Source organism: Vibrio sp. zbq_1 (genome assembly GCF_043102935.1).
Lineage (GTDB): Bacteria > Pseudomonadota > Gammaproteobacteria > Enterobacterales > Vibrionaceae > Vibrio > Vibrio parahaemolyticus.
Genome location: NZ_JBICJH010000032.1, coordinates 169099 through 184901 on the forward strand (window position 1 = coordinate 169099; position 15803 = coordinate 184901).

At 46.5% G+C, this 15803-nt stretch carries 14 protein-coding genes; 8 read left to right on the forward strand and 6 right to left on the reverse strand.

The genetic code is table 11. The annotated features are described in order from the left end of the window. Positions 1 to 79 precede the first annotated feature (79 nt). From sapA to ACF8CV_RS14935, 5 genes are read left to right on the forward strand one after another with little or no spacing between them, the layout of a single operon-like run. A complete protein-coding gene (gene sapA, locus ACF8CV_RS14915; RefSeq protein ID WP_005462340.1) occupies positions 80 to 1699 on the forward strand; it encodes an ABC transporter substrate-binding protein SapA in 1620 nt (539 codons plus the stop codon). Beyond that, the gene (locus ACF8CV_RS14920; RefSeq protein WP_005478933.1) at positions 1699 to 2661 is read left to right on the forward strand and encodes an ABC transporter permease subunit; all 963 of its coding nucleotides are present in this window, start codon (positions 1699 to 1701) and stop codon (positions 2659 to 2661) included. The genes sapA and ACF8CV_RS14920 overlap by 1 nt, the downstream gene beginning before the upstream one ends. After that, positions 2648 to 3535 (forward strand): ABC transporter permease subunit, encoded by an 888-nt coding sequence (locus tag ACF8CV_RS14925; RefSeq protein WP_005462338.1) that lies wholly within the window; start codon positions 2648 to 2650, stop codon positions 3533 to 3535. The genes ACF8CV_RS14920 and ACF8CV_RS14925 overlap by 14 nt, the downstream gene beginning before the upstream one ends. Continuing rightward, positions 3535 to 4530, forward strand: a complete 996-nt coding sequence (locus tag ACF8CV_RS14930; RefSeq protein WP_005462378.1) for an oligopeptide/dipeptide ABC transporter ATP-binding protein — start codon at positions 3535 to 3537, stop codon at positions 4528 to 4530. The genes ACF8CV_RS14925 and ACF8CV_RS14930 overlap by 1 nt, the downstream gene beginning before the upstream one ends. Then, positions 4527 to 5309, forward strand: coding sequence for an ATP-binding cassette domain-containing protein (locus tag ACF8CV_RS14935; RefSeq protein ID WP_005462331.1), 783 nt, complete (start codon positions 4527 to 4529; stop codon positions 5307 to 5309). Before ACF8CV_RS14930 ends, ACF8CV_RS14935 begins: the two co-directional genes overlap by 4 nt. Positions 5310 to 5384: 75 nt before the next feature. Here the strand turns inward: ACF8CV_RS14935 and ACF8CV_RS14940 are convergent, their stop codons facing one another. After that, positions 5385 to 5774 carry a DUF2750 domain-containing protein gene (locus tag ACF8CV_RS14940; RefSeq protein WP_005462304.1) on the reverse strand — a complete coding sequence of 130 codons (390 nt, stop codon included), beginning with the start codon at positions 5772 to 5774 and terminating at the stop codon, positions 5385 to 5387. A 75-nt stretch (positions 5775 to 5849) separates the two neighbouring features. Next, positions 5850 to 6755, reverse strand: coding sequence for a manganese-dependent inorganic pyrophosphatase (locus ACF8CV_RS14945; protein WP_005462364.1), 906 nt, complete (start codon positions 6753 to 6755; stop codon positions 5850 to 5852). Between the two features lie 194 nt (positions 6756 to 6949). Between ACF8CV_RS14945 and ACF8CV_RS14950 the strand changes: the two genes are divergently transcribed. Further along, positions 6950 to 8164 (forward strand): putative manganese transporter, encoded by a 1215-nt coding sequence (locus tag ACF8CV_RS14950; RefSeq protein WP_025554940.1) that lies wholly within the window; start codon positions 6950 to 6952, stop codon positions 8162 to 8164. Between the two features lie 86 nt (positions 8165 to 8250). Here the strand turns inward: ACF8CV_RS14950 and ACF8CV_RS14955 are convergent, their stop codons facing one another. The 4 genes from ACF8CV_RS14955 to torE form a co-directional block, all read right to left on the reverse strand. Beyond that, positions 8251 to 9990, reverse strand: a complete 1740-nt coding sequence (locus ACF8CV_RS14955; protein WP_029847919.1) for a glycoside hydrolase family 36 protein — start codon at positions 9988 to 9990, stop codon at positions 8251 to 8253. Positions 9991 to 10234: 244 nt separating this feature from the next. Next, a complete protein-coding gene (torA, locus tag ACF8CV_RS14960) occupies positions 10235 to 12697 on the reverse strand; it encodes a trimethylamine-N-oxide reductase TorA (protein WP_005462326.1) in 2463 nt (820 codons plus the stop codon). 24 nt (positions 12698 to 12721) lie between these two features. Further along, a complete protein-coding gene (gene torC / locus ACF8CV_RS14965; protein ID WP_005462368.1) occupies positions 12722 to 13906 on the reverse strand; it encodes a pentaheme c-type cytochrome TorC in 1185 nt (394 codons plus the stop codon). Positions 13907 to 13956: 50 nt separating this feature from the next. After that, positions 13957 to 14136, reverse strand: coding sequence for a trimethylamine N-oxide reductase system protein TorE (gene torE, locus ACF8CV_RS14970; RefSeq protein ID WP_005450728.1), 180 nt, complete (start codon positions 14134 to 14136; stop codon positions 13957 to 13959). Positions 14137 to 14597: 461 nt separating this feature from the next. On the opposite strand from torE, the gene ACF8CV_RS14975 reads away from it, so the two are divergent. Together ACF8CV_RS14975 and ACF8CV_RS14980 are read left to right on the forward strand one after the other, a co-directional pair. Beyond that, on the forward strand, positions 14598 to 15410 hold the full coding sequence (locus ACF8CV_RS14975; RefSeq protein ID WP_017448340.1) for an ABC transporter permease: 813 nt from the start codon (positions 14598 to 14600) through the stop codon (positions 15408 to 15410). Between the two features lie 237 nt (positions 15411 to 15647). Next, positions 15648 to 15785, forward strand: a complete 138-nt coding sequence (locus tag ACF8CV_RS14980; RefSeq protein ID WP_005462421.1) for a hypothetical protein — start codon at positions 15648 to 15650, stop codon at positions 15783 to 15785. The last annotated feature ends 18 nt before the right edge of the window (positions 15786 to 15803 follow it).

The window sequence follows — 15803 nt, forward strand, 5'->3', positions numbered from 1 at the left end:
AGCGAGATCATTTTCGCTTGTGAGCTCCGGACGAGTAAGATCAAATGAAACAAGCAAAATCCAATGAACATTTCATATTATGAATGCTTTTATAAGATTATCGCTGAGCCTTATTGGTATTAGCTTACTGACTGCCTGTGGTGAAGAAATCGATCACAACGATATTCGCCAAGCAGGTTTTGTGTTTTGTGGGCAAGGTAAACCAACAACATTTAACCCTCAGCTTATAGACAGTGGTATTACAGCCGAGGCGTTAAGCCCTCAGTTGTACGACACCTTACTCACGCTTGATCCTAAAACACACCAACCTATTGCAAGCATTGCGGAAAGTTGGTCTGTGAACAAGGAAGGTACTGAGTACACATTCAAGCTCAAACATGGCGTTCAGTTCCAAACGACACCGTGGTTCTCTCCGACTCGCCCGTTAAATTCAAAAGACGTGGTATTCAGCTTTAAGCGAATCATTGATGTAGACCATCCTTTTCATCAAGTTGGTGGTGGTTTTTATCCATGGTTTGCTGGTTTAGATTTTCAAAATCTATTGCAAGATGTGATTGCTGTCGATGATTACACAGTGACGTTTAAACTCGCGCAACCAAACTTTTCATTCTTGGCAAACATCGCCACCAGCCATGCGGTAATACTGTCAGCAGAATACGGTCAACAATTGGCGGCAAAAGACAATAAAGAGCAAATCGACCAACTCCCTATTGGTTCAGGGCCTTACCAGCTCAAAGAGTATCAAGTAAACGATTTGATTCGCTTGGAACGTCACCCGAACTACTGGAACTCGCCAGCGAAAATGGAACAAGTAGTGTTCGACATTTCACACCGTGGTACTGGCACGTTAGCTAAGTTGCTGCGCAATGAATGCGATGTTTTGTCTTCACCTATCTCTAGCCAGATCCCAATCATTCAAGAAGATGAAAACCTTGAGTTGACGGCAACACCAGCAAATAACGTTTCCTTTATTGCGATTAATACCGAGACTCCAGCACTTCGCGACCCAAGAGTCCGCCAAGCGTTGAACCTTGCGATCAATCGTCAAAATATCTTGGATTCGGTTTATTACGGTACAGGTACCCTAGCTTATACATTGCTGCCGCCGAACTCTTGGGCGTATCAAAAAGACAGTGCGAAAATTCGTTATGACCGAAATTACGCTCTCGCTCTACTTCGTGAAGCGGGATACGAAGATGGTCTAAAACTGTCGATGTGGGTGCCGCTAGAGCCAAGAGCATTCAACCCAAGTCCACGCAAAACTGCTGAGCTCATTCAGGCGAACTTCGCCGATATCGGCATCAAGCTGACTCTGCTCACCGACGACCGTTTCGAACGAGTGGATCTTGAAAACATCAACGATATCGACTTGCTCCTTACTGGCTGGATTGGCGATACTGGCGATCCGGATAACTTCTTCCGTCCTTTACTATCGTGCGAATCAGACCGAGTGGGCCTTAACGTTTCGATGTGGTGTAACGATGATTTCGATTTTTTGCTGGATCTCGCGCTAGAGACGCAAGAGCAACGTTACCGCCTAAACCTGTATCGTCAGGCGCAAAATATTTTGAATGAAGAGTTTCCAGTTATTCCGTTGGCACATGGGGTTCAATTCCGTGTGCACGACAAGTCATTAACTGGCTTCAAATCGAGCCCTTTCAATGCCCAACCGTTTGATAGAGTTGAGAGAATCCACTGATGTTTTGGTACACCGTTCGACGATTTAACCTCTTTTTCATCACTTTGATGATTCTCACTTTGGTGGGCTTTTCTCTGCTGCGCCTTGACCCGCTTTCACATTGGGCAAATGTTGAGTTCTGGTCTGGCTGGCAAAGCTACTTGATTAACCTTTCTCAGCTCGATTTTGGTTTGAGCAAAAACGGCAATGCGATTTACGACGAACTCGCCGTTGTTTTTCCTGCCACATTAGAATTGTGCTTTTTCGCCTTCCTGGTTTCGCTCTTAATCGGTATCCCGCTTGGCACGATTGCAGGGATGAAACAGGGTAAGTGGCTAGACACTGGTATCTCGTTTCTTTCGATGTCGGGTTACTCTGCTCCGATTTTCTGGGTGGCACTACTGCTGATCATGGTCTTCTCGTTGGAATACCATATCTTCCCTGTTGCTGGACGCTACGACTTGCTGTACGAAATCGACCATGTGACTGGATTTGCCATTATTGACGCCTTTATGGCGAAAGGTGAATACCGAGCTCACGCACTGCAAAGTGTCATCGAGCACATGGTTCTGCCGTGTTTGGTTCTGGCGTTAGCACCTACGACTCAAGTTGTTGGTTTGATGCGTGCATCTGTTGCAGAAGTTATGAGCCAAAACTACATTCGCGCAGCCCGAATCAAAGGTTTATCGAATCGTGAGATCGTCACTCAGCACGTAATGCGTAACGCCATTCCGCCTATCATTCCAAAAGTTGGGGTTCAGCTATCTAGCATGATCACTTTAGCAATCATCACCGAGTCGATCTTTAACTGGCCGGGAATTGGTCGCTGGTTGCTGGATGCGCTTGCCAATCAAGATTACGCCTCAATCCAAGCAGGAGTAATGGTGCTTGCGACTCTCGTATTAACTGCCAATATCCTTTCGGACTTGATTGGCGCCATGATCAACCCTCTGGTGAGAAAGGAATGGTATGCTAACAAATAACGTTTATCAGGAAGAACGCATTCCAACTCAGTTTGAGCGATTTTGGCGTAGTTACCGCGCTAACGGGTTAGCGATGTTTGGCTTGTGGTGTTTAGGCTTGATCGTATTGATCACCATCTTAGCTCCGTGGCTTGCTCCGTTTGATCCACAAGCACAATCTGGTGAGTTACTCGTTCCCCCTTCATGGGCACCAGCGGGCACCGTCGATTACTTTTTAGGAACCGATGACTTAGGTCGTGATATTCTGTCGCGCTTGATCATGGGCTCTCAACTGACTTTTGGCGCAGCAGTTGGCATTACTGCGATTGCGACCATCGTAGGTTGCTTTATCGGAGTGCTGGCGGGGATGACGAAAGGTCTGCTTTCCAGTACTTTGAACCACCTTCTCGACACCGTTATGTCGATTCCATCGCTATTGCTCGCGATCATTTTTGTGGCATTCCTTGGCTTTGGTGAATTTAATATCTTGCTGGCGATTTGTTTAGCCCTGATCCCACGTTTTATTCGCTCGGTGTATATTGCCGTGCATACTGAGGTAGAAAAAGATTACATCATGGCAGCCCGCCTAGATGGCGCAAATGACTTCTACTTGCTGTGGAGCTCGATTCTTCCAAACATTTTAACCGTCATTGCAGCAGAGATTACTCTCGCTCTGTCGGCAGCCATTTTGGATATTACAGCTCTTGGATTTCTTGGCTTGGGTGCTCAAGCACCGAGTACCGAATGGGGTGCCATTTTGGGTGATTCCGTCGAGCTGATTTACATCGCACCATGGACCGTGACGCTTCCGGGTCTGACCATCATGTTCACCGTAATTATCTTAAACTTAGTAGGTGAAGGTGTACGCCAAGCGCTGAATGCGGGGATCGAATAATGCCGTTATTAGATATTCGACATCTGACTATCGAGATCGAAACACCACAAGGGATGGTGAAAGCCGTCGACCGAATGAGCCTAACGCTCAACGAAGGTGAAATCCGAGGCTTGGTGGGCGAGTCTGGCTCAGGTAAAAGCTTAGTTGCGAAAGCGATCGTGGGGGTTTGTAAGGACAACTGGCGAATCACCGCGGACCGAATGCGCTTGGGTAACATCGACCTTTTACAGCTTACGCCGAAAGAGCGTCGACGCGTCATTGCCCGCGATATCGCGATGATCTTCCAAGAACCCTCAACCTGTTTGGACCCTTCCGAAGAAGTAGGACGTCAATTAATTGAGTCTATCCCCTCTCGCGCCTTTGAAGGCAAGTGGTGGGAGCGATTCAAATGGCGTAAAAAACAGGCCATTGCGCTACTGCACAAAGTTGGTATCAAAGATCACAAACGCTTGATGGGCAGCTACCCGTACGAGCTAACAGATGGTGAATGTCAAAAAGTCATGATCGCCATGGCCATCGCAACCAAACCTAAATTGTTGATTGCCGATGAACCAACTAACGACTTGGACCCCATCACTCAATCGCAGATTCTGCGTTTGTTGAGCCGAATGAACCAGCTCAACAACACCACGATTTTGCTGATCGGTCACGACTTGGCTACCATCACGCAATGGGCAAGCCGAATTACCGTCATGTACTGTGGTCAGTCGGTTGAATCTGCCGACACCGACAAAATCATCGAAGCACCTAAACACCCTTACACTGACGCGCTGCTAAAAGCGATGCCAGATTTTAATGATTGGGTACCGCACAAGCAGAAACTGCAATCGCTACCTGGGTCTATCCCTCCTTTGCAGCATCTGCCAATTGGTTGTCGATTAGGGCCGCGTTGTCCGTACGCGCAAAAACAGTGTGTTGAAATTCCACACACGCGACGCATTAAAAACCATAAGTTTAACTGTCACTTTCCATTGAACACGGAGAAGAAGTCATGAGTGCGTTACTCGAAGTCGATAACTTATCGAAGCAGTTTGTCACGCGTTCTCGACTGTTCAGACGTCAAGTTAATGAAGCAGTTAAGCCCGTGAGCTTTACGCTAGAACCGGGACAAACTATTGGCTTTATTGGCCAGAATGGCTCCGGTAAATCAACACTTGCACGTATGCTCGCAGGCGTTGTTGAACCGAGCTCTGGTGAGATCCGAGTCAATGGTGAGCGTTTAGAACACAAAGATTACGCAACGCGATGTAAGTTGATTCGCATGATTTTCCAAGACCCAAACACGTCATTGAATCCTCGTATTCAAATTGGACGAATCTTGGAAGGTCCGTTGAAACGAAACACCAACATGCCGCCAGATGCACGAATGAAACGTGTAAAAGAGACGTTGCTTCGCGTAGGGCTTCTGCCGGAGCACGCCTACTTCTATCCTCAAATGCTTGCTGCTGGTCAAAAACAGCGTGTCTGTTTAGCTCGTGCACTCATCCTTCAGCCATCAATCATTGTGGCGGATGAAGCGCTAAACGGTTTGGATATGGCGATGCGCTCGCAGATCATCAACCTGTTCTTGGAGCTGCAAGAAGAGATGGGCTTGTCGTTTGTGTACGTGTCTCAGCATATCGGTATCGTAAAACACATCACCGACAAAGTGATGGTAATGCACGAAGGCGAAGTGGTTGAGTTTGGAGAGACAAACCAAGTCCTTACTAATCCAGAACATGCGATTACCCAGCGCTTGGTAGAAAGCCATTTCTACAAAGCGCCAAGCCACTAAACAGACAGCTCACGAAAAACAAAAAGCCTGCTTTCATGCAGGCTTTTTCTATTGGGTGAAGCGAGTAAAGGCAGATTAACGACGGCTTGCTTGTTTGCGCAGTTCGAAATCAAACTCGTCAGGAAACAACACCACGCCTTCTTCGTTTTGATTCGGGAATACAACAACCGATAGCTCATCATCTTCTAGGCCAGTAGTCCAACGGCTATGCCATTTGTTAAGAGAGATCGCTTCTGGTTCACACTCTTCCCAGTCACCCGTTGCCCACTGCTTGGCAAATTCTTCATTTGGCCACACAGGAACGCAATCATCGTCTTCTGTGTTTAACATGACACAGCCGTGCTCATCTTTAAGAATCCAAACTTTACGATTCGCGACAATCTCTTTGACACAATACTTTAGGCGCTGCTCTTCGTCGTAGCGATTAATCGTATCGATTTGTTCTTGGGTGAGTTGCTCAGACATATCAGTCTCCTGTTTCCCATAGAAAAATGCCCGCAGCTAAGCGGGCATTTACAGTATATGCTGGTAATAATGAAATTACGCTAGCTCAGTTTGAAGCCAAGGCCAACCTTGCTTCTTACGGCTTAGTGTATTTTCCATCATTAGCATGCCGTCTTTCTCGTGCTTAACAAGTTTCTCAGCCCACTCACCTTTGTATAGAAGACGAGTTTGAGCAGTTGTGATGTCTGTTAGCATAACAGCAGCGAACGCTAGGTTATCTTTCTCACAACGAGATTCTAGGTCTGCTTCTAGTGCTTCGATCATACCGTCAACTTGCTCAAGAGTTGCAAGTTCAACCTGACCAACCACTACGTCACGACCGTTGAATGGGTAACCTTTAAGGTCCTTTTCAACGAGTTGAGCCGCAGATAGACCTTCGATGTTTGTCTTAGCAATTAGAAGATCTTTCGTGAATGCATCCACATCTTGTACGTCAGCGATTGCAGCTAGCTCAGCAACAGCATCTTTGTCTTTTTGTGTACAAGTTGGAGAAGCGAAGCCTACTGTGTCAGATAGGATTGCTGACATCATTAGCTTAGCGATTTGAGGCTTGATCTCGTGACCTTCAATCTTGAACATGTTGAATAGTACTGTGTTAGTACAGCCAACAGGCCAGATCCATGCTTCCATTGGGTTCACTGTCATCACGTCACCTAGACGGTGGTGGTCAACGATACCCGCAATTTCAGCTTCAGCGATGTCGTCTGGTGCTTGCGCTAGATCTGAGTAGTCTACTAGCCAAACGGTTTCACCCGCTACTGAAGTGCGAAGTTCTGGAACTTCTGCGCCAGCTACTTCAAGAATGTGCTGAGTTTCACGGTTGATTTCGCCCTGACGAATTGGCATTGCTTCAACGCCACGCGCCTTTAGAAGTTCTGTTGCAACTAGTGCACTACAAATACTGTCACTGTCTGGGTTCTTATGACCTACAACTAGAATCATGTTTCTTCCTATCCAAGTCAATTTGATACGCTTCCGAACAATGGCACGGTGTGCCGTGGAAGCTGTTTGCTCACAAAGGCCGATACTTTACCTGATTTGAGGGAGTTTGACACGAAGAAAAGTTCACAACCCTATTGCGAATAAATCTCATTTACATATAATGATAATTATTACCATTTGCATTTGAGTTAACGATGAACGCGACCCGATTTTTGCACTCCGCACAGCAGCTATTTCAGCCAACTCAGTTCCAGTTAGCTTATAAGCGACTGCTTATCCCCATTATCATGCTTGTCTTATTAGCGAATGAGAACACCCGAGAGATCACAGTGACCACGCTTTCCGATTCTTTCTGGGCAGTATCTTGTTATGTCGCAGCAACCTTGGCGATTTATCATTACCTCTCCAACTTTATGTCGAAGACGAATCGCATCACTCAGCTCTATCATCGTTCTCGTCATCATCAGGTGTTTTTTGCGGCCCTACTCGGTGCGCTTCCGGGCTGTGGCGGCGCTATTGTTGTTACGACTCAATTTATTAGTGGACGAGTAGGATTTGGCGCAATCGTAGCCGTACTGACATCAACCATGGGCGATGCGGCATTCTTGTTACTCGCGGCAAAACCGTCCGTCGGCGTTGGCGTCGTCGCACTTGGCATTGTGGTAGGTACGGTTTCGGGTTTGATCGTCAACGCATTTCATCCTGATGATTTTCTACGCCCCGAGCCAAAGCAAGCGAGCGCTCACCACCATTGTTGTCAGCATCAAAGCGAGCGATACACACCTTTAGAGCAACGTGCGATTAATCTTCAAGGCGCATTCTGGAAGTGGTTGATAATCCCTGCGAGCATGGTGGCCGTAATGACCTCATTCCAAGTGGATATCAATCAGCTACTGAATTTGAGTCCAAGTAGCATTGAATGGTTAGGAGCGATATTTGCGGTGGTCTCCATGTCGTTGTGGGCAATGACAAAAGAGTTGGGAGATTATCAATCGACGGTGTCAGAAGATGAAAAAATCATTGATTCACACCCGATTCAAAAAGCAGCCCAAGACACCAACTTTGTCAGCGCGTGGGTTATCGTGGCGTTTCTTGCGTTTGAATTAACGACCTATTTTTCAGGCGTTGATTTGGCTGCTACCTTCTCAAATTGGGGCATCTGGATGCCATTGGCTGGCTTAGCCATCGGTATGCTACCAGGCTGCGGCCCACAGATTCTCGTCACCAGTTTGTACATTACTGGTGCCGCACCATTATCCGCGCAGATTGCGAATGCGATTTCTAACGATGGAGATGCACTGTTCCCCGCGATTGCCATGGCTCCCAAAGCGGCATTGATGGCAACGATCTATTCTTCTATCCCTGCGTTCATTGTGGGCTATGGTTATTACTTTCTGTTTGAGTTTTAGTAATTCCGCTCTCAACAAAGAACGCGTAAAAACAAGAAAAGAGCCCAAGTGGCTCTTTTCGTTTAATACGTTGTTTTCAATGATCTTTACGCGGTCACTATTGCTTTGGCATTCAGACCTCTATCGACACTCACTAGAAGCAACTGACAAGGATCTTGGTTGAGCTTTTCTCCGGTCCAGTAGTCATACCAATCAACGGGCTGATCCGCTGTGAGAGTAAATTCAGTCGCATTGTGATTCGCGTAATTGAACAAACAATGTAGATCATTCTTGTCCGTCAGTTTCAAAAAAGCATGGCTCAAACTTAACGCCGTGAACTTAGCAGATTCTTGGCTGCGTCGTTGTCGCAACATCAGCTTCGCCAAGGTTTTACTCGCAAATGGCGTGATTTCCGGGAGCGGGTCGCCAGACAAAAGCAAGCCGCCAGACGCCAATAATACGGTACGGTGAAACTCGTAGTCTTCACGTAATGCCGCTTGATTAGCAAGAGAAGTAAGCGTCGCGCAGTCTGGGTCAATTTGCCACAACTTACGGTGCTGCCAGCTACGGAAAAACGTCTCTTTAGCGATCTGTTCAAAACGGTGGCTATGGCGCTCGACGTCATCAGACACACGCATCGCATCCACCAGTCCCAAAGATGGCCACATTGGTGCGTTGCAGCCAAGCAACCACGCGTCTCCTGCGCCTCTGGCGATCGCCTCCATCCCTAATCGATACGCTTCAACACCCGTAATACCAGACTGACTACGTTTTCCTTTTAGTGTTCCCCAGTAGTTTGCATCGAGCTTAAACAGCTCTACGCCCCACTCTAGCCTCATCACTGACACCACGTGCGTTAGATGATCTTGCACTTCGGGGTTAGACGTATCGAGAATATACCAAGGCGTGCAACGCCAGCCGCCGTAGGTAACATCTTCGGCTTTAAGGAGCTGACCGTCAGGATGACGAACAAACCATTCAGGATGTTGCTTAAAGACCTCAGATTCTGGCTGCGCTATGAAAGGAGCCATCCAAATCGCCGGCTTTTTGCCTTTTGCGCGAATGTTTTGAATCAGCTCCTTCACACCGCCAGAGAATTTATCCGACGGCGTAAGCCAATCCCCCATGAACGCTTGATAGCCATCATCCAGAAGTACCCATTCTAGGTCTTCGAGCTTGTCTTGCATGCAATCAACATTTTCTAAAACATTTTGCTCGGTCACATCGGCATAGTACGCATACCAAGAGCACCAGCCTATCGGTGCATCCTGCGTGACACCGTTGCGAATAGGATGATGCGCGGCAATCATCTCGCTGAACTCTTGATACAGATCGGATAGCGAGTTGCCAGTTAAAATCGTAATGGACTCAAGTTGATTGTGTTCCCAATCCGCCACTTGCGTGTGTTCACCATCGATTGCTGCGGTCAGTATCCACTGCCCATTTCGCTGTTGTATATCAAAGTAACCAGCAAATCGACGGCACGTCGTGAAGCCAAACAAGGTGTAACCAGCAGAATCCTCAATCACTAGATAGTTGTAGTAACGCTTGGGGGCATGTTGCGAGTACACACGGTATGGGGGAATGTTGTCGGGGCATCGACCTATTTCAATCGGGTGCGTGATCGTTCCTGACGTTTGCGCCAACATTTGAAAACCATCACCAATCACATTGGCTTCGTGCTCGTATAGAAACGGCATTTCGAACAGCACTTCACGGTCAGTAAAGGTCTTATTGTGAAGCCCAGAGAAAGAGAAATGGGCTTGATTACCAATCACATCCACGTGCAGATCGTTATCGATGATCGTCATTTCGGAATGGTTGGCTAACTGAATGGTCTGAGCCATATTGCATCTACTCACTGATTATTATTGTTTTGTGTCCAATTGACCCCACGATGCTTGGTTGCGCGTGAAGCCTTTTGAATATGACTTCATTATCCTGTGAATGATGCGAGCAATTCGTTATTTTCGTCACGAATCCATGCACTCTGACGCTCAAAAACGGTTATTGAGATAACGCTCACTGAAATTTTGGTTAAAAAAATACCAGCCCGAAGGCTGGTATTTCGATTTATGCAAATTGCACTAATTAAGCAACTTCGATTGGACCACCGAATGAAGTCACTGGCGGTACTTTGCCTGTGAACTTCTCGAAGTCTACGATACATGTGTTCGCAGAAGTCGCTTGAGCAAGCTCAGAAGAACCGATGTCCTGCGTTAGCGTATTAGGGTCACCGTAAGTACAGATTGCGCCTTCTTTCTCGTTTAGAGGGCCGTACCATGCACCTTCTTCGATACGGATAACGCCACGTGGGTAGCTGTCAGTTAGAACAGCACCAGCTAGTAGCTGACCGCGGCCGTTGAATACGCGTACCAAGTCACCGTCTTTAATGCCTTTTGCTTTTGCATCGATTGGGTTGATGTAAACAGGCTCACGACCTTGCACCGCGTATGTCGCGCGGAACTCTTCAGACTCACACATTTGAGAGTGCAGGCGCTTGTCTGGGTGACAAGACTGCAACCAGAATGGGTATTTGTCTGAACCAGGGCCACCGTGTGAACGCTCTGATTTTTCGAACCACATTGGGTGCTCTTGACAGTGTTCGTAACCGTAACGGCCGATCTTACGTGATGTAATCTCGATGAAGCCAGACGGTGTACCTAGAGGGTTAAGCTCAGGGTCTTTACGGAAGTCCGCGTGACGAACCCAAGGTTTACCTTCACCGAAGTCTAGTACGCTCTTCTCCCAGAACTCATTGAATTCTGGCATTTCGAACTTACCTTCGTTCGCTTTCTTACAATCGTTGTATAGGCTTTCGATCCACTCCATCTCGCTCATACCACGAGTGTATTCTTCGCGGCGACCAAAACGCTGAGTTAGTTCACTCATGATTTGGAAGTCAGGCTTAGATTGGAACAATGGATCAACGAGACGATGCATCGCGATCAGACCTTTGTTCGAGTATGAACCGTACACGTCGATATCGTTACGTTCCCATTGCGTACACGCAGGTAGAACGATGTCAGAGAAACGACATGTTGCAGTCCACGCAAACTCGATCGTTACAACCGTTTGAAGTTTGCGGAACGCTTTCTTCATGCGGTTACGATCTTGATGGTGGTGCCATGGGTTACAACCAGAGATAACCATCATCTTGAAGTCTGGCAGTTTCACTTTACCGCCGTTGTAGTTGATCTCTTTGCCTGGCTCAAGCAGACAGTCGATCCAACGTGCAACTGGGATAGTACGGCTGTAACCGTTAAAGTCGTTGTTGTCCCACTTCGGCTTCATACCTTGGTCAAGGTTACGAGGGAAACCACCAGGGCCAGCGAAACCAGTAGAAGGCACACCGATACTTGAGTAGTGGTGACCGTAAGAGATACCACCGCCAGGTAGACCGATTTGACCAACCATTGCCGCAACCACAGCCGCCGCCCAGTATGGCTGCTCACCGTGCTCTTGACGCTGGATACACCAACCCATCAGGATCTGTGTACGGCCGCTTACTAGCATGCGTGCGAATTCACGAATCTTGTCCGCTTTCACGCCACAGATAGCCGCTGCCCATTCTGGTGTCTTCTCTACTTTGTCTTTTGTCTTACCTTGAACGTATTGGATGAACTCTTCAAAGCCTAGACAGTAAGTATCAATGAACTTCTTGTCGTACAGGTTTTCGTTGTACAGAACATGAGCCACAGCCAGCATGAACGCTACGTCTGTCATCGGGTTGATGTACAGGTGATCGTTCTCTAGGTAGCGTTGCGTTTTGTTCTTAACTGGGTCAACAGACAGAACGTTGATCTCGCCTTTCGCTACTTTTTCTTTTAGCTCTGCAAGGTACTTGAATGATTCGTGAGTTTCACAGTTCCAACCTACTTGTAGGTTTTTCACTGGGTCGTTTGCCCACAGAATGATGTTGTCTGAGTTCTCAAGGATTTCAGACCAAGACGTACCTTGTGCGTAAACTTCAGTTGAACCAAGTACGTAAGGCATGATGGTTTGACCTGCACCAGTCGAGTAGTCGCCTACTTTAGTGATGAAGTTACCGTGCATACCTACTGCACGTTGCATGTGCGCGGTACAGTTGTTGAATGAACCTGTTTGGTTCCAACCAGTTTGACCAGCATGCAGAGCCCAAGGACCGTATTCTTTTTGAACACGTTCTAGCTCACGGTAGAACAAGTCTAGAGCTTCATCCCAAGTCACACGGATGAAACGGTTGTTACCGCGAGTATCCGCGCTGTATTTATGTTTCTTCAACCAATCTAGACGAACCATTGGGTAACGAACACGTGAAGGGCTGTAGATAATACCCTTGATGCCGTTCAACATTTCTGTTGGGTTTTTGTCTAGTTCTAGCGGTTTGATCTCTTGAACTTTACCCGCGTAGATGTGGGCGCGGAACGCGCCCCAGTGTGAGCCTGTTACTTTCCAAGTACCAGTCGACTCAGCTGCGTTTGCAGAAGCTGACGCCAATAAGCTTGGACCGATAACTGACGCTGCACTTGTGGTTGCTACACCTTTAAGAAAACTTCTTCGTGTAATAGCCATTTAAATTACTCCAATCCGCGCTTATTAGTGGTGGCCTTCAGCATAATCTGAAGAGTGCTTCTGTAGATATTTCAAGATCAGTGCTTCACTGTCTGTATCTAGGTTAACGAACGCAAGCATGCCGTCGAACATACCTGGCCAAGTGTTCGCATCGAAGTGCGCTTCAGCTGGTTGTGTATGACATACAGAACAGTTTGTTTTGTATGCTTCTTTCGATTTTTCCCATACAGGGTTGATGTCGTTCAGCATAGACTCTTTCTTGATCCATACTTTCGCTGCCACTTTCTCCCAAGGAAGACCAGTCAGCTCGTCCACTCGTTTTTCACCAGTCGTAACGATGTTGCTGTCTGTAGACGCTTCTTTAAGTAGAGACGCGGTTGCAATGTTCTTACCGAAATCTTCTTGAATTACGCGACCAAAGCCTTTCGCTTTACGCCAGCCGTCAATTTCGATTTCGATGAAGTCACCTTTATCTTCCAGAACTTTTACTGTTGATGCAGGGTTTAGAAGACCCGCTTCTTTCGCACCTTGCGCGTCAAAGTAAATTGGAAGGTGACGAATACTCACGAGCTCTTGACCTACTGCGTAGTCAGTACCTGATGTCATTTGCTCTAGATCGCCCACGATACCGCCGATGCTATCCATACCTGCTGGTAGGTTGTGCGCGATACCTTTGTGACAGTCAACACAGCTTTGATCTTTTTCTGCCGCTTGCTTCATCTGGATACGAGCCGTTGGAGACATTTGCTCGAAGTCCATAGACTCGTAGTTGTGACAGTTTTTACACTCTAGAGATTTGTTTGCAGAGAAACGATCCCATTCGTGTTTAGCAAGTTCGATACGACGCTCTTCGAAAACGCCAGGTTCAGAGTAGTTGCCAAAAACTTGCGCAAATACTTCTTTAGAAGCCTGCATTTTACGAGCGATTTTGTCAGTCCAGTTGTGAGGAACGTGACAGTCAGGACAAGTAGCACGAACACCAGAGTGGTTTTTCCAGTGAACCGTGTCTTGCAGCTCAACGTATACGTTGTCACGCATGGTGTGACAGCTAATACAGAATTCTTCAGTGTTGGTTGCTTCTAGCGCGGTGTTAAAGCCACCCCAGAAAATAACACCAGCGATGAAACCGCCCATAGTCAGCACGCCAAGGCTGATATGAACTGCCGGGCGCGTCATCGTACGCCACAGTTTAATGATTAATGATTTCATTATTTGCTCTCTTAAAATCTTTTCAAAAGTGTGGTTGTGAGCTCACTGGCTTACATGCCGTGTGCGCCTGGAGGACCAAAGAAGAACACTTGTAGTGCCCAAACGATAAATCCGTAGCCGCCTACGAAAGCCACACTCAGAATTGGGAAGAGAACAACTGCAATGAAGAGGAAAGACTTCCACTCCAGTGAGCGTTTTTCGCCACTCTCAATTTTATTAACATCACTCATACATTTGCCTATTTTGTATCTAGTGTTATTGAAAAGCCCGTGTAACCAAGCTTAAGTTTTTACAATCTCTAATTGAAAATGTTAGACCATACTAATAGTAAGGTTCAATCAAATAACTCCCTTCAAGCCTTGTAATTCAACACTTTTTTGAGCTCATCCAGAGTTGTGTGGGATTGATATTATTTATTAAAAAACATGAACAGATATGAAAAAATAAGTCTTTTAAAACCTTGTTAAACTTACAACATTTACAAAACATAAATTACATTTGAGCGGTAAAATTCGTGCCGAAAAATTACTCAAACTCCTGAAAAAGATAATGACTTGTAAACAAAATGATAAAAAACATTTTATAAAACCTCTCGCAATTTCCACCATGAAAAAAGCAAAAATTACCCATTGAGATTCATATAGAGAATGGGGTTGGTTACAATTCTAAGCGGCAATTTCAAGGAGTGATTATGAACAGTGTGGTGGACATTAGTTGGGCAAAATTAGCGGCTTTCAGTTTGATTCTGTTAGTGCCATTTGCGATCAATGCACGCTATAGATTAGGCATCGCGAAAGATGCATCAGTCAGCGTTGTGCGTATGACTTTACAGCTCGTTCTGATCGGGGTTTATCTTGAATATCTCTTTCAATTAAACAGCTTGATCATCAACTTACTTTGGCTTGCGATTATGCTCGTCGTAGGAGCAAGTTCCATTGCAGGGAAAGCACGTTTACCGAAAAAGCCGCTCATGTTGCCACTTCTCACCGGGCTTGTATGTGGCTTGTTTCCATTGCTAATTGCGATCACCGCTGGCTTGGTGCGCCCTACTCCGCTTTACAATGCACAATATATGATCCCATTGGCAGGCATGCTGTTAGGCAATAGTCTGAGCAGTAATATCATCGCGCTACAAAACTTATTCTCTGCTTTTGAAGAGCGTAAATCTGAGTACGAAGCTGCCATCTCACTGGGTGCCGCCCCTAAATACGCTTCCTTTCCTTTCGTTCAGGAGGCTCTGAGAAAATCGTTAGCGCCAACGCTAGCCTCAATGACCACGATGGGCCTTGTCACGCTTCCTGGTATGATGACGGGGCAAATCCTAGGGGGCGCAAGCCCATTGGTTGCCATTAAATATCAACTGGTCATCATGCTAGCTATTTTTGTCATGATGAGCGTCTCTGTTGCCATCACGCTTGAAATGACATTGAGCTTTGTACAAACAAAAGAAGGCCGTGTTACGGTCAAAGTACGCCCAGTTGATGGAATGAAGCGAGGTCAGTAATTGGCCACATAACCCCCTAATTTTATGAAATTTTCTGGATCTTCAGAGATACTCACGATCTTTGATACAGGTTATCCACAGAAAATGTGGATAAGCCACCAAAAGATATACGCAACCAGAAACATAGCCACATTTCTGAGTCTCCTGTCTTATCAACATGCAATGGTCACATTTCAGTCAACTCAATGACATCTTCGGCTTCTACATTGTGCTTAGAGACAAAATGGAGCAGATATCATGGACGTATTGATCATGGCGGAAAAACACGATGAGTTACTGTCTGACTTGCCGGTTGAATGGCTTGTGCAAGAGCCACAAGAGATAACATCTCACTGGTTGCCAAACGAATTTGGAATCAATGAAGAGCTGATTTAGAAAGCACTTTACCCAACT

Coding starts and splice junctions, on each gene's coding strand:
- ACF8CV_RS14935 (WP_005462331.1), top strand. CDS start 4,527: ATGAGTGCGTTACTCGAAGTCGATAACTTATCGAAGCAGTTTGTCACG.
- ACF8CV_RS14975 (WP_017448340.1), top strand. CDS start 14,598: ATGAACAGTGTGGTGGACATTAGTTGGGCAAAATTAGCGGCTTTCAGT.
- ACF8CV_RS14950 (WP_025554940.1), top strand. CDS start 6,950: ATGAACGCGACCCGATTTTTGCACTCCGCACAGCAGCTATTTCAGCCA.
- torC (WP_005462368.1), bottom strand. CDS start 13,906: ATGAAATCATTAATCATTAAACTGTGGCGTACGATGACGCGCCCGGCA.
- ACF8CV_RS14945 (WP_005462364.1), bottom strand. CDS start 6,755: ATGATTCTAGTTGTAGGTCATAAGAACCCAGACAGTGACAGTATTTGT.
- sapA (WP_005462340.1), top strand. CDS start 80: ATGAATGCTTTTATAAGATTATCGCTGAGCCTTATTGGTATTAGCTTA.
- ACF8CV_RS14955 (WP_029847919.1), bottom strand. CDS start 9,990: ATGGCTCAGACCATTCAGTTAGCCAACCATTCCGAAATGACGATCATC.
- ACF8CV_RS14940 (WP_005462304.1), bottom strand. CDS start 5,774: ATGTCTGAGCAACTCACCCAAGAACAAATCGATACGATTAATCGCTAC.
- ACF8CV_RS14980 (WP_005462421.1), top strand. CDS start 15,648: ATGGACGTATTGATCATGGCGGAAAAACACGATGAGTTACTGTCTGAC.
- ACF8CV_RS14930 (WP_005462378.1), top strand. CDS start 3,535: ATGCCGTTATTAGATATTCGACATCTGACTATCGAGATCGAAACACCA.
- torA (WP_005462326.1), bottom strand. CDS start 12,697: ATGGCTATTACACGAAGAAGTTTTCTTAAAGGTGTAGCAACCACAAGT.
- ACF8CV_RS14925 (WP_005462338.1), top strand. CDS start 2,648: ATGCTAACAAATAACGTTTATCAGGAAGAACGCATTCCAACTCAGTTT.
- torE (WP_005450728.1), bottom strand. CDS start 14,136: ATGAGTGATGTTAATAAAATTGAGAGTGGCGAAAAACGCTCACTGGAG.
- ACF8CV_RS14920 (WP_005478933.1), top strand. CDS start 1,699: ATGTTTTGGTACACCGTTCGACGATTTAACCTCTTTTTCATCACTTTG.